Origin of the sequence: Azospirillum sp. BE72 (assembly GCF_031455875.1) — a bacterium.
GTDB lineage: Bacteria > Pseudomonadota > Alphaproteobacteria > Azospirillales > Azospirillaceae > Azospirillum.
This window is the reverse complement of the sequence record NZ_JAVDTO010000016.1, coordinates 46078-67116: the sequence shown is the minus strand read 5'-3', so window position 1 is coordinate 67116 and position 21039 is coordinate 46078. Positions and strand designations below refer to the sequence as shown.

General features: G+C 67.3%; 17 protein-coding genes. 11 read left to right on the top strand and 6 right to left on the bottom strand.

The annotated features are described in order from the left end of the window. Positions 1-10 precede the first annotated feature (10 nt). Positions 11-640 carry a YitT family protein gene (locus J2Y49_RS26670; RefSeq protein WP_310118368.1) on the top strand — a complete coding sequence of 210 codons (630 nt, stop codon included), beginning with the start codon at positions 11-13 and terminating at the stop codon, positions 638-640. Positions 641-665: 25 nt separating this feature from the next. On the opposite strand, the gene J2Y49_RS26665 is transcribed toward J2Y49_RS26670, so the two are convergent. Together J2Y49_RS26665 and J2Y49_RS26660 are read right to left on the bottom strand one after the other, a co-directional pair. After that, positions 666-1139 (bottom strand): YchJ family metal-binding protein, encoded by a 474-nt coding sequence (locus J2Y49_RS26665; protein ID WP_310118365.1) that lies wholly within the window; start codon positions 1137-1139, stop codon positions 666-668. Between the two features lie 35 nt (positions 1140-1174). Further along, positions 1175-1816, bottom strand: coding sequence for a TetR/AcrR family transcriptional regulator (locus J2Y49_RS26660; protein WP_310118364.1), 642 nt, complete (start codon positions 1814-1816; stop codon positions 1175-1177). 90 nt (positions 1817-1906) lie between these two features. On the opposite strand from J2Y49_RS26660, the gene J2Y49_RS26655 reads away from it, so the two are divergent. The 3 genes from J2Y49_RS26655 to J2Y49_RS26645 all read left to right on the top strand — a co-directional run bounded on the left by J2Y49_RS26655 (position 1907) and on the right by J2Y49_RS26645 (position 8448). Further along, positions 1907-3025: an efflux RND transporter periplasmic adaptor subunit gene (locus J2Y49_RS26655; protein ID WP_310118362.1), complete on the top strand. Its 1119-nt coding sequence runs from the start codon at positions 1907-1909 to the stop codon at positions 3023-3025. Continuing rightward, entirely contained in the window at positions 3022-6144 is a 3123-nt protein-coding gene (locus J2Y49_RS26650; RefSeq protein ID WP_310118360.1) for an efflux RND transporter permease subunit, read from the top strand. Before J2Y49_RS26655 ends, J2Y49_RS26650 begins: the two co-directional genes overlap by 4 nt. Before the next feature lie 288 nt (positions 6145-6432). Next, positions 6433-8448: a protein-L-isoaspartate(D-aspartate) O-methyltransferase gene (locus J2Y49_RS26645; protein WP_310118358.1), complete on the top strand. Its 2016-nt coding sequence runs from the start codon at positions 6433-6435 to the stop codon at positions 8446-8448. A gap of 12 nt (positions 8449-8460) precedes the next feature. Here J2Y49_RS26645 and J2Y49_RS26640 read toward each other — a convergent pair whose 3' ends face one another. The 4 genes from J2Y49_RS26640 to J2Y49_RS26625 all read right to left on the bottom strand — a co-directional run bounded on the left by J2Y49_RS26640 (position 8461) and on the right by J2Y49_RS26625 (position 13525). After that, positions 8461-9936, bottom strand: a complete 1476-nt coding sequence (locus J2Y49_RS26640) for a sodium:proton antiporter (protein ID WP_310118356.1) — start codon at positions 9934-9936, stop codon at positions 8461-8463. Positions 9937-10049: 113 nt separating this feature from the next. Then, entirely contained in the window at positions 10050-10427 is a 378-nt protein-coding gene (locus tag J2Y49_RS26635; RefSeq protein WP_310118355.1) for a DUF1850 domain-containing protein, read from the bottom strand. Position 10428: 1 nt separating this feature from the next. Beyond that, entirely contained in the window at positions 10429-12525 is a 2097-nt protein-coding gene (locus J2Y49_RS26630) for a TRAP transporter permease (RefSeq protein ID WP_310118353.1), read from the bottom strand. A 25-nt stretch (positions 12526-12550) separates the two neighbouring features. Beyond that, positions 12551-13525, bottom strand: a complete 975-nt coding sequence (locus J2Y49_RS26625; RefSeq protein WP_310118351.1) for a TAXI family TRAP transporter solute-binding subunit — start codon at positions 13523-13525, stop codon at positions 12551-12553. A 346-nt stretch (positions 13526-13871) separates the two neighbouring features. On the opposite strand from J2Y49_RS26625, the gene J2Y49_RS26620 reads away from it, so the two are divergent. From J2Y49_RS26620 to J2Y49_RS26590, 7 genes are all read left to right on the top strand, one after another. Next, positions 13872-14372 carry a 2Fe-2S iron-sulfur cluster-binding protein gene (locus J2Y49_RS26620; protein WP_310118349.1) on the top strand — a complete coding sequence of 167 codons (501 nt, stop codon included), beginning with the start codon at positions 13872-13874 and terminating at the stop codon, positions 14370-14372. 64 nt (positions 14373-14436) lie between these two features. Further along, positions 14437-16839 (top strand): xanthine dehydrogenase family protein molybdopterin-binding subunit, encoded by a 2403-nt coding sequence (locus J2Y49_RS26615; RefSeq protein ID WP_310118347.1) that lies wholly within the window; start codon positions 14437-14439, stop codon positions 16837-16839. 25 nt (positions 16840-16864) lie between these two features. Beyond that, positions 16865-17656 (top strand): xanthine dehydrogenase family protein subunit M, encoded by a 792-nt coding sequence (locus J2Y49_RS26610; RefSeq protein WP_310118345.1) that lies wholly within the window; start codon positions 16865-16867, stop codon positions 17654-17656. A gap of 186 nt (positions 17657-17842) precedes the next feature. Next, entirely contained in the window at positions 17843-18766 is a 924-nt protein-coding gene (locus tag J2Y49_RS26605; protein ID WP_310118343.1) for a MoxR family ATPase, read from the top strand. Between the two features lie 7 nt (positions 18767-18773). Further along, entirely contained in the window at positions 18774-19991 is a 1218-nt protein-coding gene (locus tag J2Y49_RS26600) for a VWA domain-containing protein (protein ID WP_310118341.1), read from the top strand. Beyond that, positions 19988-20317 (top strand): XdhC family protein, encoded by a 330-nt coding sequence (locus tag J2Y49_RS26595; protein ID WP_014249406.1) that lies wholly within the window; start codon positions 19988-19990, stop codon positions 20315-20317. The genes J2Y49_RS26600 and J2Y49_RS26595 overlap by 4 nt, the downstream gene beginning before the upstream one ends. Then, complete coding sequence (locus J2Y49_RS26590) at positions 20314-21030, top strand: XdhC family protein (protein ID WP_310118339.1); 717 nt, start codon at positions 20314-20316, stop codon at positions 21028-21030. Before J2Y49_RS26595 ends, J2Y49_RS26590 begins: the two co-directional genes overlap by 4 nt. The last annotated feature ends 9 nt before the right edge of the window (positions 21031-21039 follow it).

Below are 21039 nucleotides of genomic sequence, written 5' to 3'. Positions count from 1 at the left end.
GACGACCAGGATGGCCGCGACCCTTCAGGCCCCGCCCGCGGCGGTGGAGCGTCACCAGCTGTATGAAGACGCGCTCGCCATGCTGATGGGCACGCTGTTCATCGCGCTGGGCATGTTGATCTATTCGAAGACGATGCTGCTGACCGGCAGCACCGCCGGACTGTCCCTGCTGCTGAGCTATGTCACCAAGGTTCAGTTCGGCCTCATCTTCTTCGTCATCAATCTGCCCTTCTACTGGCTGGCGTGGAAGCGTCTGGGCTGGAAGTTCACCGCGCGCACATTCATTGCGGTGGGGCTGGTCACGATCTTCTCGCGCCTGACCGAGCAGTGGGTGGGATTCGCCCATCTCGATCCGGTCTATGCGACGGTGGTGGGCAGCGGCCTGTGCGGCACCGGCCTGCTGATGCTGTTCCGCCACCGCACCGGGCTGGGCGGCGTCAACATCCTGGCGATCTACCTGCAGGAGCGCCACGGCATCCGCGCCGGATATTTCCAGCTGGGCGTCGATCTGGCGATCCTGGCCGGCGCCTTCTTCGTGCTGGCGCCGGACCGGCTGCTGCTGTCGGTCGTGGGCGCGGCCATCGTCAACCTGACACTGGCGATCAACCACAAGCCGGGGCGCTATCTGGGGATGAGTTGAAGTTGGGCTGCGGGCGTTGTTGAGGTTACCGCCCGCAGCAGGCCTTGTGCTTGCGCCCTGACCCGCAGGGGCACGGATCGTTGCGGCCGACTTTCACCACGCGGCGCGGCGGGTCCTTGGGGTTCAGCACGCTGTCGACATAGAGCCAGCGGCCATCGACCCGGCGGAAGCGCGACCGCTCATGCACCGGCCAGTCCTCTCCGTCGCGGCGGAAGGTCAGGAAGAACTCGACCATGCCGTCGTCGCTGTTCTCCTCCGCCTTCATCACGGTCAGCGGTCCCCACTCGCACTCCTGCGCCACGCGGACCGCATCGTCACGGCTGAAGGCGGCGCGGGTTTCCGGGGCGCAGCTGCGCTCGATATGGTCGATGTCGTGACGGACGAAGGCGGTGTAGCGGGATCGCATCAGCGCCTCGGCACTGGGGGCGGGCTCCCCCGCCAGGATCGGGCCGCAGCAAAGGTCGAAGGCGCGGCCGGAACCGCAGGGGCAGGCGGACATGGACAAGCATTCCATCGAAGAAAAATCGCAACCGGCTATCGTGTAGCAGGTGCCACGCCGTGCAGGAACAGGTCGATCGCCTTGTCGACAAAGGCGTAGCGCTCCTCCTCCGTCGGCTGGGGGCAGAGGCCCAGCACCAGCTGGCAGTATGAGCCACCCTGCAGAGCCGCCAGGAATTGCCGGGCGACGAAGGTCGGATCGTCTGTCGCGATCACGCCGCGCTGGGCCAGCCGGGTGAACAGCGCGACGAAGTTGGCGATGCCCTGCTCCGGCCCGGCCCGGAAATAGAGCTGTGCTGCCAGCGGCATCCGTGTCGCCTCCCCCGCCACCGACTGGTGGACGCGGATCGCCGCTTCCGACCAGATCAGATCGACGAAGCGGCGGCCGACCTGGACCAGGATGTCGCGCAGCGGCAGGTCGTCGAACATTTCCGGCGCGAATTTCAGGCCACGCCGCTCGCATTCGGCGGAGATCACCGCCGTATACAGCTCCTCCTTGGACGGAAAGCGGGTGTAGAGCGTGGTCTTCGATACGCGCGCCTGTTGGGCCACCTGATCCATCGAGGTCGCGGCGTAGCCAAGCTCCAGAAACACCTCCCGCGCGGCGGCAAGGATCTGCTCCGCCTTCGCATCATGGGAGGCGGATGGCTGAGACGCTTTTTGCTCCAATGACTGCACTGAACTGTACCGTTCACTCTTGACGTTGCCCGGATGCCGGAGTAGGACGGTAGCAGTACGATACAGTCCAGTCCAGTGGGGAGACGTGGTATGGCCCAATTCCGCGAAAGACGGTTTGCGTCCACCTTCATGGCGACCGCCGCCATGCTGACGGTGGCGGGCCTGCTGACCGGCTGCAACGAGACGCACTCCGCCTCCACTCCCGCGGAGGGAGAGGTCAGGCCGGTCCGCGTCGCCACAGTCGCGCTGGAACCGCTTGTCGACAGCGTGCGCTACCCGGCGGTGATCCGCCCGCGGGTGGAGGCGGATGTCGGCTTCCGCGTCGGCGGCAAGGTCACCGCCCGGCTGGTGGAGGTCGGCACCCGCATCGAACCCGGCATGCCGCTCGCCCGCCTCGACCCCACGGACCTCCATTTGCAGATTCGAGCCGCGCAGGCGCAACTCGCCTCGGCGCAGGCCGACGCGGCCAACGCGCGTAGCGACTTCCAGCGCTATGCCAGCCTGCGCAACGGCGAATGGACGACGCGGCAGGAATACGACCGCCGCAAGACGACCCTCGACAAGGCCGATTCCAAGGTGCGGGAGGTGGAGGCGCAACTGCGCGTCCTGAACAATTCCGCCCAATATGCGACGCTGGTTGCGGACGAGGCCGGCATCGTCACCGCGACGCTGGTCGAGCCGGGTCAGGTGGTGGCATCCGGCCAGACCGCCCTGCGCATTGCCCGGCTGGGGGCGTTGGAGGCGGTCGCCAACATCCCCGAACAGCAGGTGGGCGCCCTGCCCCGCCAGAAGCTGGCGGTGGAGCTGTGGTCCCACCCCGGCCAGAGCATTGCCGGCAGCTTGCGCGAAGTCTCGCCCAGCGCCGATGCCAGCACCCGCACCTTCCAGGCGAAGATCGCGCTGGCCGATCCGCCGCCGACGGTCCAGCTCGGCATGACGGCGACCGTCACCGCCGCGGCCGATCACGGGGCGCCCGTCGCCCGCCTGCCGCTCAGCGCGCTGACCCAGCGCGAACAGAAGCCGGCGGTCTGGGTGCTGGCCGCTCCCGACGACCGGCTGGAGCTGCGCCCCGTCACCGTCGCCGCCTATGCCGGTGACCTCGCGCTGATCGGCGGCGGGCTGAAGGACGGCGAACGCGTCGTGACCGCCGGGGTGCACAAGCTCGATTCCGGGCAGAAGGTCCGCGTCTGGACGGAGCCGGCGCGATGAACCATTCCCGCATGAACCTGTCGGCCTGGGCGCTGGCGCACCGCACGCTCGTGCTGTTCATGATGCTCGCCAGCGTGCTGGCCGGCGCGCTCGCCTACATGAATCTGGGCCGGGCGGAGGATCCGTCCTTCACCTTCAAGGTGATGGTGGTCCGCACCCAATGGCCCGGCGCCACCGCGCGCGAGGTGGAACAGTTCGTCACCGACCGCATCGAAAAGAAGCTGGAGGAAGTGCCCTATTACGACGTCTCCCGCAGCTATTCCAAGCCGGGCGAGTCGGTGGTCTTCGTCCAGCTGAAGGACTATACCCCGCCGAAGATGGTGGCCGACCTGTGGTATCAGGTCCGCAAGAAGGTCGGCGACATCACCTATACGCTGCCCGACGGCGTGGTCGGCCCCTTCTTCAACGACGAGTTCGGCGACGTCTATTCCGCCATCTACGGCTTCATGGGCGAGGATTTCACACCGGCCCAGCTTAAGAAGGTGGCGGAACAGGCGCGTGCCCGCCTGCTGAAGCTGCCGGGGGTCGAGAAGATCGACCTGATCGCCCCGCAGGAGGAGCGCGTCTATGTCGAGATCTCCAGCCAGCGGCTCGCCAGCTTCGGCCTGCCGGTAGAATCGGTGATCCAGGCGCTGCAGCGCGAGAACGCCATCGCCGCGTCCGGCGATGTCGATACCGGATCGCAGCGGGTCTATGTCCGCCTCGACCTCGGCCTCGACACCGCAGCGGCGGTGCGTGCGATCCCGGTGGAGAGCGGCGGGCGGCTGCTGACCATCGGCGACGTGGCGGAGGTCAAGCGCGGCTATGTCGAACCGCGCCGCTACACCCTGCGCTACAAGGGGCGCGACGCCATCGGGCTCGGCGTCGTCATGGCGAAGGGCGGCAACGTTCTGAAGCTGGGCGAGAAGCTCGACGCCGCGATGGAGAAGGTCAAGGCGGAGCTTCCGGTGGGGCTGGAGGTGGCGCAGATCGCCGACCAGCCCACTGTGGTCGAAAATTCGGTCGGCGAGTTCATGAAGTCGCTGGCGGAGGCGCTGGGCATCGTCATCCTGGTCAGCCTCGTCAGCCTGGGCTGGCGCACCGGCATCGTCGTGGCGCTGGCCGTGCCGCTGGTGCTGGCGATGACGCTGGTGGCGATGCAGATCCTGCACATCGATTTGCAGCGCATCTCGCTGGGCGCCCTCATCATCGCGCTCGGCCTGCTGGTGGACGACGCCATCATCGCGGTGGAGATGATGGTGGTGAAGATGGAACAGGGATGGGACCGGCTGAGGGCCGGCGCCTTCGCCTACACCTCCACCGCCTTCCCGATGCTGAGCGGCACCATCGTCACCGCCGCCGGCTTCGTGCCCGTCGGCTTCGCGGCGTCGGCGGCCGGCGAATACACCAACTCCATCTTCTGGGTGGTGGCGCTGTCGCTGATGCTGTCCTGGGTGGTGGCGGTGATCTTCACCCCTTATCTCGGCTGGCTCCTGCTGCCCAAGCCCAAGCATGTTGTGCCGGACGGGCACGAGCTGGACATCTACGACACGCGGACCTACCGCATCCTGCGCCGGATGATCGAGGCCTGCGTGCGGGCGCGCTGGCTCACCATCGGCGTGACGGTGGCGGCCTTCGTCACCGCCCTGGTCGGCTTCGGCCATGTCCAGCAGCAATTCTTCCCCTCAGCCAGCCGGCCGGAGCTGCTGATCGACATCCGCCTTGCCGAGGGCTCGTCCTTCGAGGCGACGGCCGCCGAGGTGAAGCGGATGGAGGCGGTGCTGGCCAAGGATCCGGACGTCGATTATTGGGTCGCCTACACCGGCGGCGGCTCCCCGCGCTTCTACCTGCCGCTCGACCAGCAGCTGGAGACCGCAAACTTCGCCCAGTTCATGGTGATGACCAAGGGGCTGGAGGAACGCGAGCATTTCATGCAGCGGCTGGAGCCGACGCTGGAATCCGACTTCCCCGCCGCCCGCGTCCGCATCAGCCGCCTGGAGAACGGCCCGCCGGTCGGCTATCCGGTGCAGTTCCGCGTCACCGGCGACGATCCGGCGACCATTCGCAAGATCGCCTATCAGGTGCGCGACACCATGCGCGGCCACCCAAACACCGCCAATGTCCATCTGGACTGGGACGAGCTGTCCAAGCGCGTCCGGTTGGAGGTGGACACCGCCAAGGCCCGCGCGCTGGGCGTTTCGAAGCAGGACCTGTCCAACGCCCTGCAACTGTTGCTGAACGGCATGTCCGTCACGCAGTACCGCGAGGGGACGGAACTGATCGGCGTCCTGCTGCGCACTACGCCGGAGGAGCGGGCGGACCTGTCGCGCCTGGGCGAGCTGAACATCCGCACCAGCCGCGGCACCACCGTGCCGCTGAGCCAGGTCGCCAGCGTCCGCTACGAACTGGAGGAGCCGGTGCTGTGGCGCCGGGGCCGCGAGACGACGATGACGATCAAGGGCGACGTGACCGGCGGCCTGCAGGCCCCGGTGGTCAGCACCCAGCTGAACGGACAGCTGAACGCGCTCCGCGCCACCCTGCCCGACGGCTACGCCATCACCATGGGCGGCGCCATCGAGGAAAGCGCCAAGGGCCAGGATTCGATCAATGCCATGATGCCGCTGATGCTGCTGATCATGGTGACCACGCTGATGCTGCAGCTGCAGAGCTTTTCGCGCGTGTTCATGGTCCTGCTGACGGCGCCGCTGGGGCTGATCGGCGTCACAGCGTCGCTCCTGCTGTTCAACCTGCCCTTCGGCTTCGTCGCCATGCTGGGCGTCATCGCGCTGGCCGGCATCATCATGCGCAACTCGGTCATCCTGGTCGACCAGATCGAGCAGGACATCCGCGGCGGCCGGTCACGCTGGGACAGCATCGTGGAGGCGACGGTACGCCGCGCCCGCCCCATCGCGCTCACCGCCGCCGCGGCGATCCTCGCCATGATCCCGCTGACGCACAGCGTCTTCTGGGGTCCGATGGCGGTCGCCATCATGGGTGGTCTGGCAGGCGCCACCGTGCTGACGATCTTTTTCCTGCCGGCGCTCTACGCCGCCTGGTTCCGCGTGCCCCGGCCGGAGACGGAAGAGGTGGAGGACACCGGGGTGAACGGCGCGCTGCCGGATCCGGCGCTGGGGGATTGATAACCAACTCTTTCGCTCAAGCTTGACCGCGGTCAAGGGATGCCCCTGCGCCCCATGCGAGGGTGCCGGCACAATCGATCTCCCGATTGCATCATCACTGCTGATGATCCTCTTTCGTACTGTGACTTCGCGCTCGGTGGCATTGGCCTCCGGGCGCATTTTTTTGCTGTGCCCTATCTGGTTCGGACTGCCGTGGAGGAGGGAACGCTGCGGCCCGCACCCTGTTGGGCCATCAAACAGCAGCTCGCCAACAGCCGGCCGCCGCATTCCTGCCCCGGGGAGAAGACCGTGGCCAACGTCAATCGCCAGCGCCAGCGGATGGTCGACACCCAGATCGCCCGCCGCGGCATCCGCGCCGAACCCGTCCTCAACGCCATGCGTGCCGTCCCACGCGAGCATTTCGTTGCGCCGGAAATGGTGGAATTCGCCTATGAGGACTCGCCCCTGCCCATTGGGGAGGAGCAGACGATCTCACAGCCCAGCGTCGTCGCCGCAATGATCGAGGCGGCGGAGGTCGGCGCGAACGACAGGGTGCTGGAGGTCGGGGCGGGCTCCGGCTATGTCGCGGCGCTGCTGGGCCACATCGCCCGCCAGGGCCGGGGCCGCGTCTTCGCGGTCGAACGGCACCCCAGCTTGGCCCAATCGGCACGGCGCCGGCTGCAGGATCTTGGGTTCGGCGACGTGACGGTGCGCACCGGCGACGGGACCGAAGGCTGGCCGGAGGAAGCGCCCTTCGACGTCATCCTGGTGTCGGCCGGTGGGCCGGAGGTGCCGAAGGCGCTGATGGACCAACTCGCCATCGGCGGGCGGATGGTGATCCCGGTCGGCGCCCGCCGGGACCAGACGCTGGTGAAGGTCGTCCGCCACAGTGAAACCGAATTCGAGCGGGAGGAGCGGGACCGCGTGTCCTTCGTGCCGCTGATCGGCGCCCAGGGCTGGGCGGAGGACGGCACGCGGGCGGCCAGCAACCACAGTCCGGGACGGCGGCCGGGAGAGCCACCGGCCACCCTGCCGGAGATGATCGCCGATGCTGCCGAACCCCTGCCGGATTTCGACAACCCCGACTTCGGCCGGCTGTTCGACCGCTGGGGCGACCACCGCGTCGTGCTGCTGGGCGAAGCGAGCCACGGCACCTCGGAGTTCTACCGCGCCCGCGCCGCCATCACGAAGAGGCTGATCGAGCACCACGGCTTCACCATCGTCGCCGTGGAAGCCGACTGGCCGGACGCCGCCGTAATCGACCGCTATGTCCGCCAGCGCCCCGGCGGCCGGGCGGAGGAGCCGCCTTTCCAGCGTTTCCCCAGTTGGATGTGGCGGAACACCGACGTCGCCGCCTTCCTCGATTGGCTGCATGACCGCAACGGCAGCCAGCCGCCGGAGCGTCGCGCCGGATTCTATGGGCTGGACATGTACAACATGGGCGGTTCGATCGCCGCGGTGCTGGACTATCTCGACCGCGTCGATCCGGAGGCGGCGGCGGCGGCGCGCGAGCGCTACGGCTGCTTGACGCCCTGGCAGCGCGATCCCGCCACCTATGGCCGCGCGGCGCTGTCCGGCGGATTCCGCAAATGCGAGGCGGCGGTGATCGAGCAGTGCCGGGCCTTGCTCGAAAAGCGGCTGGATTATGCGGGGGAGGACGGCGACCGTTTCCTCGACGCCGCCCAGAACGCCCGCCTGATCGCTTCGGCCGAGCGCTATTACCGCATCATGTATTACGGCGGGGCGGACAGCTGGAACCTGCGCGACACCCATATGTTCGAAACCCTCGCCAACCTGCTGGAAGCCAAGGGGTCGGACGCGAAGGCGGTGGTCTGGGCCCACAATTCCCACATTGGCGATGCCCGCCAGACCGACATGGGCATCACCCGCGACGAGCTGAACATCGGCCAGCTCTGCCGCGAGCGCTTCGGTGCGGAGGCGGCGCTGATCGGCTTCGGCACCCACGGCGGCACGGTAGCCGCGGCCACCGACTGGAACGGCGCCATGGAGGTGAAGCGGGTGCGCCCGTCGCGCAGCGACAGCTATGAACGGCTCTGCCACGACGCGGGAGTGCAGCGCTTCCTGCTCGACCTTCAGGCGGAACGGAACGGGGCGGTGCGGCGCGCCCTGCTGACGCCGCGGCTGGAACGCTTCATCGGCGTCATCTACCGGCCCGAGACGGAGCTGTGGAGCCACTATTCGGAAGCCACCTTGCCCGGCCAGTTCGACGCCTGGGTCTGGTTCGACGAGACGAGCGCCGTTACCCCGCTGGGGCCGGAGCACGTCCGGACGGACGTGCCCGACACCTATCCCTTCGGCTTGTGAGAGACACCCGCGTCAGACGAAGAACACCAGCGTGGTCAGGCCCAGCAGCGGCACCAGGATGCCGCAGGACCAGGCCATATAGCCGAAGAAGCTGGGCATCGCTACGCCGCGCTCCTCCGCAATGGCCTTGACCATGAAGTTGGGGGCGTTGCCGATGTAGCTGTTGGCGCCCATGAACACCGCGCCGGCGGAAATCGCGGTCAGCGTCAACGAGAGGTCGGTCATCAGAACCTTCGCGTCACCCCCGGCCGTGTTGAAGAAGATCAGGTAGGTCGGCGCGTTGTCGAGGAAGCTGGACAGGATGCCGGTCGCCCAGAAATAGGCGGCGGGGTTCGGCTTGCCGCCCTCGTTCACCGCAGAGATGATCGCGCCCAACGCGCCGTCGGTGCCGGCCTTCAGGATGGCGATGGCCGGGATGATGGTCAGGAAGATGGCGGCGAACAGCTTCGCCACCTCCAGGATCGGACCCCAGGTGAAGCCGTTCATGCGGCGGCTCTGCTTGCTGGTCAGGGCCAGCGACAGGCCGGTGATGCCCAGCAGCAGCAAGTTCGACACGATGCTCTCCAGCGGCACCGTCACATGGTACAGCGTGACGCCGCCCCCCGGATGCCAGACGCCGCTGAGCAGCACGGCGCCGACGATCGCCACCAGCAGCAGCAGGTTGACCGAACCTTCGATGCGGATCGGTTCCCGTTCGTGCACGCCCTCGATCAGCGGGTGCTTGCCGGGATCACGGGTGTGCAGAAAGACGTCGAGAACGAAATAGATCAGCAGCAGCAGGACCGACAAGAAGGCCATCGGGGCGAACAGGTGGACCGTCGGCCAGAAGAAATCGACGCCCTTCAGGAAGCCCAGGAACAGCGGCGGGTCGCCCAGCGGGGTAAGCGATCCGCCGACATTCGACACCAGGAAGATGAAGAACACCATCGTATGGACTTTATCGCGCCGGTGTTCGTTCGCACGCAGCATCGGGCGGATCAGCAGCATCGAGGCGCCGGTCGTACCCATCAGGCTGGCCAGTACGGTGCCTAGTGCCAGCCCGACCGTGTTGGCCAGCGGTGTCCCGACCAGAGATCCAGTCACGCGTACGCCGCCCGCCACCGTGAACAGCGCGGTCAGTAGAACGATGAAGGGGATGTATTCGAGCAGGACCGTATGCAGCAGCTCGTAGGTCGCCAGTTCCAGCCCGAAGGTCGCGGCGAAGGGCACCAGGAAGGCGAGTGCCCATACGGCCGAGATCTTGCCGAAATGATGGTGCCACATCACCGGCGCCAGCAGTGGAAACAGCGCGATCGACAGCAGGATGCCGGCGAACGGCACCACCCACACGGCACTCAGCATCCCACCGTCCAGATGAGGTGCCCCGCCATGGGCGACCTCCGCCGCCAGGGCACCATGCGTGCCCAGCAACAGGCCGCCGGCGGCCAGCGCCAAGGCGAAGAAGGCCGGGAAAAGTGATGGGCGGCGGGAGGGGGAGGAGTTGGTCATCGGTCCGAACGGTAGGCTGACGAAAGGACCGGGAGTATGCGGACTGACAGAACGTAAGCCAAGCCGGAAGGGACACTACCATACCAACTTTCGCGGACTGACGCAGGAACGCATCACCGGCAGGGCCGCATCACCACCGCTTGATCCGCAACCCCGGTCCAGCCCGACAGCGGCCGGCAATCGGCTCCCGTGCACAGCCGGTGCTCACCGGTGAAACCGGAGGCCGCCAGGGCGACGCTCTCCTGCGGCGGCAGGCCGGGCACCCAGACGAGCCAGCCGTCGCCGGTCAGCCGGGCGTCCGGTCCCGGTTCCATTCCGGCACCGGTCCCGCGGACGCGGGCCTCCACCGGCCGCAGCCGTCCGGAGTCCACCGACCAGCGTTCGACCCATTCCGTCTTCTCGACGGAATGGGTCCAGGACAGGGTGAAATCCGCCCCCGGCAGCGACGCGAGAAGCGCGCCGCCGAGGGCGAACAGGCAGAGTCCGCCCACCTCACAAGGCTGGTGCAGCCGCCGGGACACTGCGCCGGCGGCGGTACTGCCACAGCAGGAACAGACCGGTCAGGACGAAGGCAGCCTCGTCGGTGATCGGCAATGCCACGACGAACAGGAAGGCGGTGACGGCCGCATAGAGGCGGGCCAACAGCGGCAACGGCGTCCAGAAGAAGCCGATGGTTGCCGCACCCCACAGGGCGATGGCGACGCAGGCCTTGAAGAAGACGTAGGCCACTGCAAGCCAGCTTCCGGTCTGCATCACCAGTGCGGGGTCGTAGACCGCCATGAAGGGCACGACATAGCCGGCCATCGCCACCCGCGTCGCGATCCAGCCGATGTCCATGTGGTTGGCCTTGCAGATCGACGAAGCCGCCAGGGCCGCCAGGGCCACCGGTGGGGTCAAATCGGCCATGATGCCGAAGTAGAAGACGAACATATGGCTGACGATCAGCGGCACACCCATGCTCAGCAGGGCGGGCGCGGCGATGGAGGCGGTGATGATGTAGTTCGCCGTCGTCGGCAATCCGGTGCCCAGCACGATGCAGGCGATCATCGTCAGCACCAGTGCCGCCAGCAGGTTGCCGCCCGACCAGTCGACGATGGTGGAGGCGAAGCTGGAGGCCAGCCCCGTCAGAGTCATCATGCCGATCAGCACGCCGACCAGCGCGCAGGCGACGCCGACGCCCACGGCGTTCTTGGCACCGTCGGCGATGCTGTTCACCACCAGCACCAGGGTCTGCCGCCCGCCCTTGAACAGCAGGCAGGGAACGACCAGCAGGACGACCATGGCGAAGGCCAGATGCTCGGTCCGGAATCCCAGCTTCCACAGCCCGGCGGCAACCAGCCCCACTGCCACCCAGAAGGCGATGCGCAACGCCATCGGCCCGATGGTGCCGACGATGGTGGTGCCCAGGATCAGCGCAGCCGTCGCCGCGATGCCGATCACGCCGGCGAACAGCGGGGTGAAGCCCGAGAACAGCAGATAGACCAGGGCCGCCAGCGGCAGGATCAGGTACCAGCCCTCCACCACGGCGCGCAGCGCGCTCGGGCACTGGTCCTTCGGCAGGCCGACGAGATTGTGCCTGCCAGCCTCCAGATGGACCATCCAGAAGGCGCTGCCGAAGTAGAGGATCGCCGGAATCGCGGCGGCGATAGCCACCTCGCTGTAGGGCACGCCGATGGTCTCCGCCATGATGAAGGCGGCGGCCCCCATCACTGGCGGCATCAGCTGCCCGCCCATGCTGGCGGTGGCCTCCACGGCACCGGCAAAGGCCGGGCGATAGCCGAATCGCATCATCAGCGGAATGGTGAACTGGCCGGTGGTCAGCACGTTGGCGACGCCGGATCCGTTGATGGTGCCCATCAGCCCCGACGAGATCACCGCCACCTTGGCCGGCCCGCCCTTGGCATGGCCGACGAGGCCGAGCGACACGTCGTTGAACAGCTTGATCATGCCGGCGCGCTCCAGGAAGGCGCCGAACAGGATGAACAGAAAGATGTAGCTGGCCGACACGAAGGTCGGTGTGCCGTAGATGCCCTCCGTCGACAAATACAGGTTGTCGATCACCTGATCGATGTCGTAACCGCGGTGGGCGAGCCCGAAGGGGAGATGACGGCCGAACAAGGCGTAGGGAATGAACACGCCGCACATGATCGGCAGGGCCATTCCCATGATCCGCCGCGCCCCTTCGAACACCAGCGCCACCGCGACGGTGCCGACGATCAGGTCGGTGGTGCTGGGATCGCCCGCCCGCTGGATCAGGTCGACCTCGAACACGTAATGATAGAGACCGATGCCGAAGGCGGTCAGTCCCAGGAACCAGTCGTACCAGGGGACCCGTCTGCGCACCGACGTCTGGCGGAAGCCGAACAGGGTGAACGTCATCAGCAGAAGGAAGCCGACATGGACCGCCCGCACCACCATGGTGGACACCGGGTTGAAGGCGGCGGTCCAGATCTGGAAGGCGGAGAAGGCGACGGCGATGGCGAAAACGGCCCGCCCGTCGAACCCCTCGAATGCGGCGACCGTGGCGGGGTTTTCCCGGTCGATGGCTTGGCGGATCTCGGAGTCCGCCTGCGTCTTGTTTGCGCTCACTGCGTCTTCTCCGCTCGGCCGCCGCTTACATCAGCCCCTTTTCCTTGAAGTACTTGATGGCGCCCGGATGCAGAGGCACCGGCGACTGGGTGGCGGTCTGGTCGAGCTTGATCTGCTTGGCGGCGACATGGGCGGCGGCCAGCGCGTCGAGATTCTCGAACAGCGTCTTGGTCATGGCATAGGCGGCATCGTCCGACACGCCGGAATGGCTGACCAGCAGGTTGCGGACCGCGGCGGTCGGCACCGCTTCGGTCTGTCCCGGATAGGTGTTGGCCGGGATCGTCTCGGTGATGTAGGCGGCATCGCCGACCTTCTGCACCAGATCGGCCGGGATGCTGACGATGGTGACCTCCTGCGAGGCCGACAGATCCTTGATCGCCGCCACGCCGAGGCCGGCGGAGATCAGCGTCGCGTCCAACTGGCGATTCTTGATCAGGTCCACCGATTCGCCGAAGGGCAGATACTCGGTCTTGGCGAAGTCCTTGTAGGCGAGCCCGGCGGCGCCGAAGATGGCCCGCGCGTTCAACTCCGTCCCCGACTTCGGCGCGCCGACCGACACACGCTTGCCCTTCAGGTCGGCCAGGGTCTTGATGCCGGACTCCTTGGCAGCGACCACCTGGATGTAGTTGGGATAGATGGCGGCGATGGTGCGCAGCTTCTCCAGCTTCTGCTTGAAGCCGACCTCCTCGTTGCCCTTCCAGGCGTCGCTCAGCGAATCGCCCAGGGTGAAGCCGATCTCGCCGCGTCCGGCCTGCAGCAGGTTCAGGTTCTCCACCGACGCCTTGGTCGCCTGCGCCGTCACCTTGGCCCCCGGCAGCGCCTTGCCGTACACGTTCGACAGGGCGACGCCCAGCGGGTAATAGACGCCGCTGGTGCCGCCGGTCAGCACGGTGATGAAGGTCTCCGCCTTGGCCGGCAGAGCGGCAAGGCCAAGGCCGAGTCCAAGGCCGGCGGCAGTGCACAGGGCCAGGACGTGACGTTTCACGGACGGGCGATTCATAGCGGCTCTCCCCATTATCGTTGCTGCACCCGGATCGGTGCCGGGCTGATTTGTTCGTGTGCCCGCAAGTGTGCGGGCGGCCCCAACCCACTGTAACGCGTCACAAAATTGCGCGCCAGTACGTACAATCCGATAGAATGACGGTCCGCGCGCCATTCTTTCGGCCAAGGCACGCACAGGCTTCTTGACCTCGACGGCGAGTCACCCCCTATCCTTGTGGCGGAAGACGCCGGCCGAAGCGGACACCACCATGGCTCCGGCTCAAGGCGCGTCACACGACAGCAACAAGTCCCAACTGCACGCCAAACGACTGCAAGCCAGACTTCAGCCAGCGGGAGGAAAACCGATGTCCTGTACCGTTTCGATGACCGTCAATGGCAAGACGGTCTCGCGCGAGGTGGAGGAGCGCACCCTGCTCGTCGCCTTCCTGCGCGAGCATCTCGGCCTGACGGGCACCCATGTCGGCTGCGACACCAGCCAGTGCGGCGCCTGCGTCGTCCTTGTCGACGGCCGGTCGGTGAAGTCCTGCACCGCGCTGGCCGTCCAGGCCAATGGAACGGAGGTCACGACGATCGAAGGGCTGGCGGCGGCCGACGGCACGCTGCACCCGATGCAGGCCGCCTTCCGCGAGCATCACGGGCTGCAGTGCGGCTTCTGCACGCCGGGCATGGTGATGAGCGCGGTCGATCTGGTCCGCGACAACCCGAACCCGACCGAGGCCGAAATCCGCGAGGGGTTGGAGGGCAACATCTGCCGCTGCACCGGCTATCACAACATCGTCAAGGCGGTGAAGGCAGGGGCGGAAGCGATGGCGGGCGCGCAACCGGCGCCGGTTGCGGCCGAATAAGGGCGAAAAGCTCAAAAACCAAGCATTTCCGCATCTTACGCGTTCCTGTGGGAGGAAACACGAGATGGCGAACCCCAATGGCATCGGCGCCTCGGTGCGCCGGCGCGAAGACCAGCGCTTTCTGACCGGCCGCGGCAACTACACCGACGATTTCAAGCGCCCGAACATGACCCATGCGGTCCATGTGCGCTCCCCCTACGCCCATGCCCGCATCCTGGGCATCGACTTCACAGACGCGGCAGCGATGCCGGGCGTGGTCGCCGTGCTGACCGGGGCCGACATGGAGGCCGACAAGGTCGGCAGCCTGCCCTGCGGCTGGCAGATCCACTCCAAGGACGGCTCGCCGATGAAGGAGCCGCCGCACTATCCGCTTGCACGCGACCGCGTGCGCTATGTCGGAGACGCGGTGGCGGTGGTGATCGCCGAGACCCGCGAGCAGGCGCGCGACGCCGCCGAGATGGTGGTGGTCAATTACGAGGAACTGCCGGCGGTGGGCTCCTCCACCCGCGCGATCGCCGGCGGCGCGCCGCTGGTCCATGACGATGCGCCGGACAATGTCTGCTACGACTGGCATCTGGGCGATCAGGCGGCGGTGGATGCCGCCTTCGCCAACGCCGCCCATGTCGCCAAGATCGATCTGGTCAACCAGCGGCTGGTGCCGAACGCGATGGAACCGCGGGCGGCGATGGGCGAATACGACCAGTCCAGTGGCGAATATACCCTGACCACCACCAGCCAGAACCCGCACGTCACCCGCCTGCTGATGGGCGCCTTCGTGCTGGGCATTCCCGAACACAAGCTGCGGGTGGTGGCGCCCGACGTCGGCGGCGGCTTCGGGTCGAAGATCTTCCATTACGGCGAGGAGGCCGTCGTCACCTGGGCGGCGCGCAAAGTCGGCCGTCCGGTGAAATGGACCGCCGACCGCTCCGAGAGCTTCCTGACCGACGCCCATGGCCGCGACCATGTCAGCCATGCCGAGCTGGCGATGGACGCCGACGGCAATTTCCTGGCGCTCCGCGTCTCGACACTGGCCAATCTCGGCGCCTATCTGTCGACCTTCGCGCCGTCGATCCCGACTTACCTCTATGCCACCCTGCTGGCCGGCCAGTACAAGACCCCGGCGATCTATGCCGAGGTGAAGGCGGTCTTCACCAACACATCCCCCGTCGATGCCTATCGCGGCGCCGGCCGGCCGGAAGCCTGCTATCTGATCGAACGGCTGGTCGATGTCGCCGCCGGCGTGATGGGCATGGACAAGACCGAGATCCGCCGCCGCAATTTCGTGCCGAAGGAGGCGATGCCCTACCAGACGCCGGTGGCGCTGCAATACGACACCGGTGACTTCGCCAAGAACCTGGACATCGCCCTGCCGCTGGTCGACTACCCCGGCTTCCAGCAGCGCCGGGCCGAATCGAAGGCGCGTGGCAAGCTGCGCGGCATCGGATTCGCGACATACATCGAGGCCTGCGGCATCGCCCCCAGCAATGTCGCCGGTGCCCTCGGTGCTCGCGCGGGACTTTATGAATGCGCGGAAGTCCGTTTCCATCCAACAGGTTCAGTGACGGTCTTCACCGGCTCTCACAGCCACGGCCAGGGCCATGAGACCACCTTCGCCCAGATCGTGGCGGACCGCTTCGGCATCCCGATCGAGAATGTCGAGATCGTCCACGGCGACACCAACAAGATCCCCTTCGGCATGGGCACCTACGGCTCGCGCTCGCTCGCGGTCGGCGGCTCCGCCCTGGTGAAGGCGATGGACAAGGTGGAGCGCAAGGCGAAGAAGATCGCCGCCCATATGCTGGAGGCCGCCGAGACCGACATCGAGGTGAAGGATGGCCGCTTCACCGTCGCCGGCACCGACAAGAGCCTGGGCATCGGCGACATCGCCCTGCAGGCCTACGTCCCGCACAACTTCCCGCTCGACGAGCTGGAGCCGGGACTGGACGAGCAGGCCTTCTACGATCCGAAGAACTTCACCTACCCCAACGGCTGCCATGTCTGCGAGGTGGAGATCGACCCCGACACCGGCGTCACCACCATCGTCAGCTTCGCCGCGGTGGACGATTTCGGCAACGTCATCAACCCGCTGATCGTCGAGGGGCAGGTGCATGGCGGCCTGGTCCAGGGCATCGGCCAGGCGCTGTACGAGAACTGCGTCTATGACGAGGAATCGGGGCAGCTCGTCACCGGCTCCTACATGGACTATTGCATGCCGCGGGCCGACGATGTCCCATCCTTCACCGTGCGCTATCACGAGGACCAGCCCTGCACCCACAACCCGCTGGGCGTGAAGGGCTGCGGCGAGGCCGGTACCATCGGTGCCGCCGCCGCCGTGATGAATGCGGTGGTGGACGCGCTGTCGGACTATGGCGTCACCCACATGGACATGCCGGCGACGCCGGAGAAGGTCTGGCGGACCATCCGCGACGCCACGCCCGCCCCCACTCCTGCCATGGCGGCGGAATAAGACGGCCGAAGAAGGAGGCTAGAGAATGTACGCGTTCACGTACCAACGGCCGACAACGCTTGCCGACGCGGCGGCCGCCATCCAGGCGGAAGAGGCCAAGCTGCTGGGCGGCGGCCAGACCCTGCTGCCGACGCTGAAACAGCGCCTCGCCCGACCGACCGACCTGATCGACCTCGGCGCCATTCCGGAGCTGAAGGGCATCCGCGAGGTGGATGGCGGGTTGGAGATCGGCGCCTTCACCCGCCACGCCGAGGTCGCCCATTCCGACCTCGTGAAGCGGGTGATCCCGTCCCTGGCCAGCCTCGCCGAGGGCATCGGCGACCGGCAGGTCCGCAACATGGGCACGCTCGGCGGTTCCATCGCCAACGCTGACCCGTCGGCCGACTATCCATCGGCGGTGGTTGCGCTGAAGGCCACGGTGACGACCGACCGCCGCAGCATCGCCGGCGAAGATTTCTTCACCGGCATGTTCGAAACCGCGCTGGAGCCGGGCGAGATCATCAAGTCGGTGCGCTTCTCCCGTGCCGACAAGGCGGCCTATGCGAAGTTCCGCAACCCGGCCAGCCGCTACGCCATCGTCGGCGTGTTCGTCGCCCGGTTCGGTGGGGAGGTTCGGGTGGCGGTGACCGGTGCCGCCGGCTCCGTCTTCCGCGCCGAGGCGTTCGAGACGGCGCTCGCCGCCGACTTCCGCGCCGACGCCCTGAACGGCCTGTCGGTGGAGGCCGACGGCCTGAACGCCGACATCCACGCCAGCGCCGACTACCGCGCCCACCTCGTCACAGTGATGGCGAAGCGCGCGGTCGAAGCGGCTGGGTGATTTAGATCCCTCTCCCGCCCCGGGAGAGGGAAGGGGCCCGCCGCGAAGCGGTGGGAAGGGTGAGGGTGGCTCCAAGGATCCAAGCACTGGATTCTTGCCTCACCCCTCACCCTCCCCACCTTCGGTGGGTCCCCTCCCTCTCCCGAGGCGGGAGAGGGTATTTATCGACCATCTCCAAGGCCCTTCATGACCACCCCCCTTCCCGCCTCCGTCGATGACACGCTGGCGCTTCTCACCCGCGGCAATTACGTCGCGGACCGCTCGCTGGCGACCGCGCTGTTCCTGGCGCTGAAGCTGAAGCGCCCGCTGTTCCTGGAGGGCGAGGCGGGCGTCGGCAAGACGGAGATCGCCAAGGTCCTGTCGGCGACGCTCGGCCGCAAGCTGCTGCGGCTGCAATGCTATGAAGGGCTGGACGCATCGTCCGCCGTCTATGAGTGGAACTATGCCCGCCAGATGATGGAAATCCGGCTGGCCGAGGCGTCGGGCGGGCAGGACCGCGAATCGCTGGCCTCCGATCTGTTCTCCGAACGCTTCCTGGTCAAGCGTCCGCTGCTGCAGGCGCTGGAACCCGACCTTGCCGGGCCACCGGTTCTGCTGATCGACGAGTTGGACCGCACCGACGAACCGTTCGAAGCCTATCTGCTGGAGATCCTGTCCGACTATCAGGTCTCGATCCCGGAATTCGGCACCGTCCATGCGCCGGAGCCGCCCATCGTCATCCTGACCTCCAACCGCACGCGCGAGATCCACGACGCGCTGAAGCGGCGCTGCTTCTACCATTGGGTCGATTACCCCGGCGCCGCGCGGGAGCGGGAGATCCTGGCGGTCAAGGCGCCGCAGGCCGACGCGCGGCTGGCCGCCCAGGTGGTGGGCTTCGTCCAGACCCTGCGCGGCATGGACCTCTACAAGGCGCCGGGCGTGGCGGAGACGCTGGACTGGGCGCAGGCTCTAGTCGAACTGAACCAGCTGGAGCTTGAGCCCTCCGTCATCAACGACACTCTGGGCACGCTGCTGAAATACCAAGATGATATCGCCCGCATCCAGGGCAGCGAGGCGGCGCGCATCCTGACCCAGGTCAAGACCGAGCTGGCCGCCACCACCGCGCGCTGAGGCCGCCATGACGGACGACGCGCCGGCCGGCCGCCTCACCCTCAACCTGATGCATTTCGCCCGCGCGCTGCGCGCCGCCGGCCTGCCGGTCGGGCCGGGCAAGGTCCTGCAGGCGGTCGAGGCGGTGGAGGCGGTCGGCCTGTCCAACCGCACCGACTTCTATTGGGCGCTGCACGCGATCTTCGTGAACCGCCACGACCAGAGCGAGCTGTTCGACCAGGCCTTCCATGTCTTCTGGCGCAATCCCGACATCTTGAAGAAGATGATGTCGCTGATGCTGCCGAAGGTGCGGACGGAGGCACCGCCCGACCGGCCGGAGATGGCCCAGCGCCTCGCCGAGGCCCTGCACGGCAGCGGCACCGAACAGGAGGAACCCGAGAAGACCGAGATCGAACTCGACGCCTCCTTCACCGTGTCGGCCGCCGAACGCCTGCAGGACAAGGATTTCGAGAAGATGACGGGGGAGGAGATGGCGCAGGCCAAGCGCCTGCTGACCCGTCTCGCCCTGCCGCTGGCGGAGGTCACGACCCGGCGTTTTCGAGCGGACCCGATGGGGCCACGCGTCGATCCGCGCGCCACCTTGCGACGGATGCTGCGCAGCGGCGGCGACCTGTCCGATTTGGCCCGCAAGCGCCGCCGCACCCGGCCGCCGCCGCTAGTGGTGCTGTGCGACATCTCCGGTTCGATGACCCGCTATTCGCGGATGCTGCTGCATTTCATGCATGCCGTCACCAACGACCGCGACCGGGTACACAGCTTTGTCTTCGGCACGCGGCTGACCAACATCACCCGCCATCTGCGGCACAAGGATGTCGACGTGGCGCTCGACGCGGTGTCGGGGGCGGTCGCCGACTGGTCGGGCGGCACGCGGATCGGCACCGCGCTGCACGCCTTCAACCGGACCTGGGCGAGGCGGGTGCTGGGCCAGGGCGCGGTCGTGCTTCTCATTACCGACGGGCTGGACAGGGATGCAGGGGAAGGGCTTGCGGCAGAGGCCGAACGGTTGCACAAAAGCTGTCGGCGGCTCGTCTGGCTGAATCCTTTGTTGCGCTGGGAAGGCTTCGCGCCGAAATCCTCGGGCATCCGGGCGCTGCTGCCGCATGTGGACGATTTTCTTGCGGCCCACAGCCTGAACAGCCTCGCGGATCTGGCCGGTGTCCTGTCGGCCGACCGTCCGCGACGTAACCCGGGCTTGCGCCGCTGGTTGAAGGAGGCGGCGGGATGAACGACACCCTGATGGCGGACAACATCGTGGAGCAGGCAGCCGCTTGGCGCGCCGCCGGCCGCAGGGTGGCCCTGGCGACCGTCGTGTCGACCTGGGGCTCTTCGCCGCGGCCGGTCGGCAGCCAGATGGCGGTCGACGACCGCGGGTCGATGGCGGGTTCCGTGTCCGGCGGCTGCATCGAAGGCGCCGTGGCGCATGAGGCCGCCAAGACCATGGAGGACGGCGAACCGCGCGTGCTGTCCTTCGGCATCACCAACGAAATGGCCTGGGAAGTCGGGCTGGCCTGCGGCGGGCAGGTACAGGTCTATATCGAGGCCGTGGAATGAAACGCGAAATTCTGGACCGGCTGCTTGCGGCGAAGGCCGCCGCGATCCCGGCCGCCCTGGTGACCGACCTCAACAGCGGTCTGCAAACCCTTGTCTTCGAAGACACCATCCATGGCGGCTTCGGGCTGGAGCCCGACCTGCTGGACGAGGTGCGTCGGCGCATCCGCCAGGACCGTTCCGGCCTGCTGGTCGATCCGCAGGACGAGGACGGCTTCCGCCTGTTCGTGCATGTCCACAACCCGGCCATGCGGTTGCTGATCGTCGGCGCGGTGCACATCGCCCAGGCGCTGGCCCCGGCGGCGGCGCTGACCGGCTATGACGTGACGGTGATCGATCCGCGTGGAGCCTTCGCGACCGAGGCGCGCTTCCCCGGCGTCAAGCTGAACCATTTTTGGCCGGACGAGGCCTTGGCGGAACTGAAGCCCGATGTCCGCACCGCGGTCGTGACCCTGACCCACGATCCCAAGCTGGACGATCCGGCACTGATCGCCGCCCTGCGCTCCTCCGCCTTCTATGTCGGCGCGCTGGGCAGCAAGCGCACTCACGCGCTGCGTCTTGACCGCCTGCGCGACGAAGGGCTGAGCGAGGCCGAGGTCAAGCGGATCCGCGGCCCCGTCGGCCTGTCCATCGGCGCCGTCACCCCGGCCGAGATCGCCATCTCGATCATGGGACAGATCACCTGCGTGCGCCGCGGAGAGAACCACCCCTGCTGATCGGGGCTC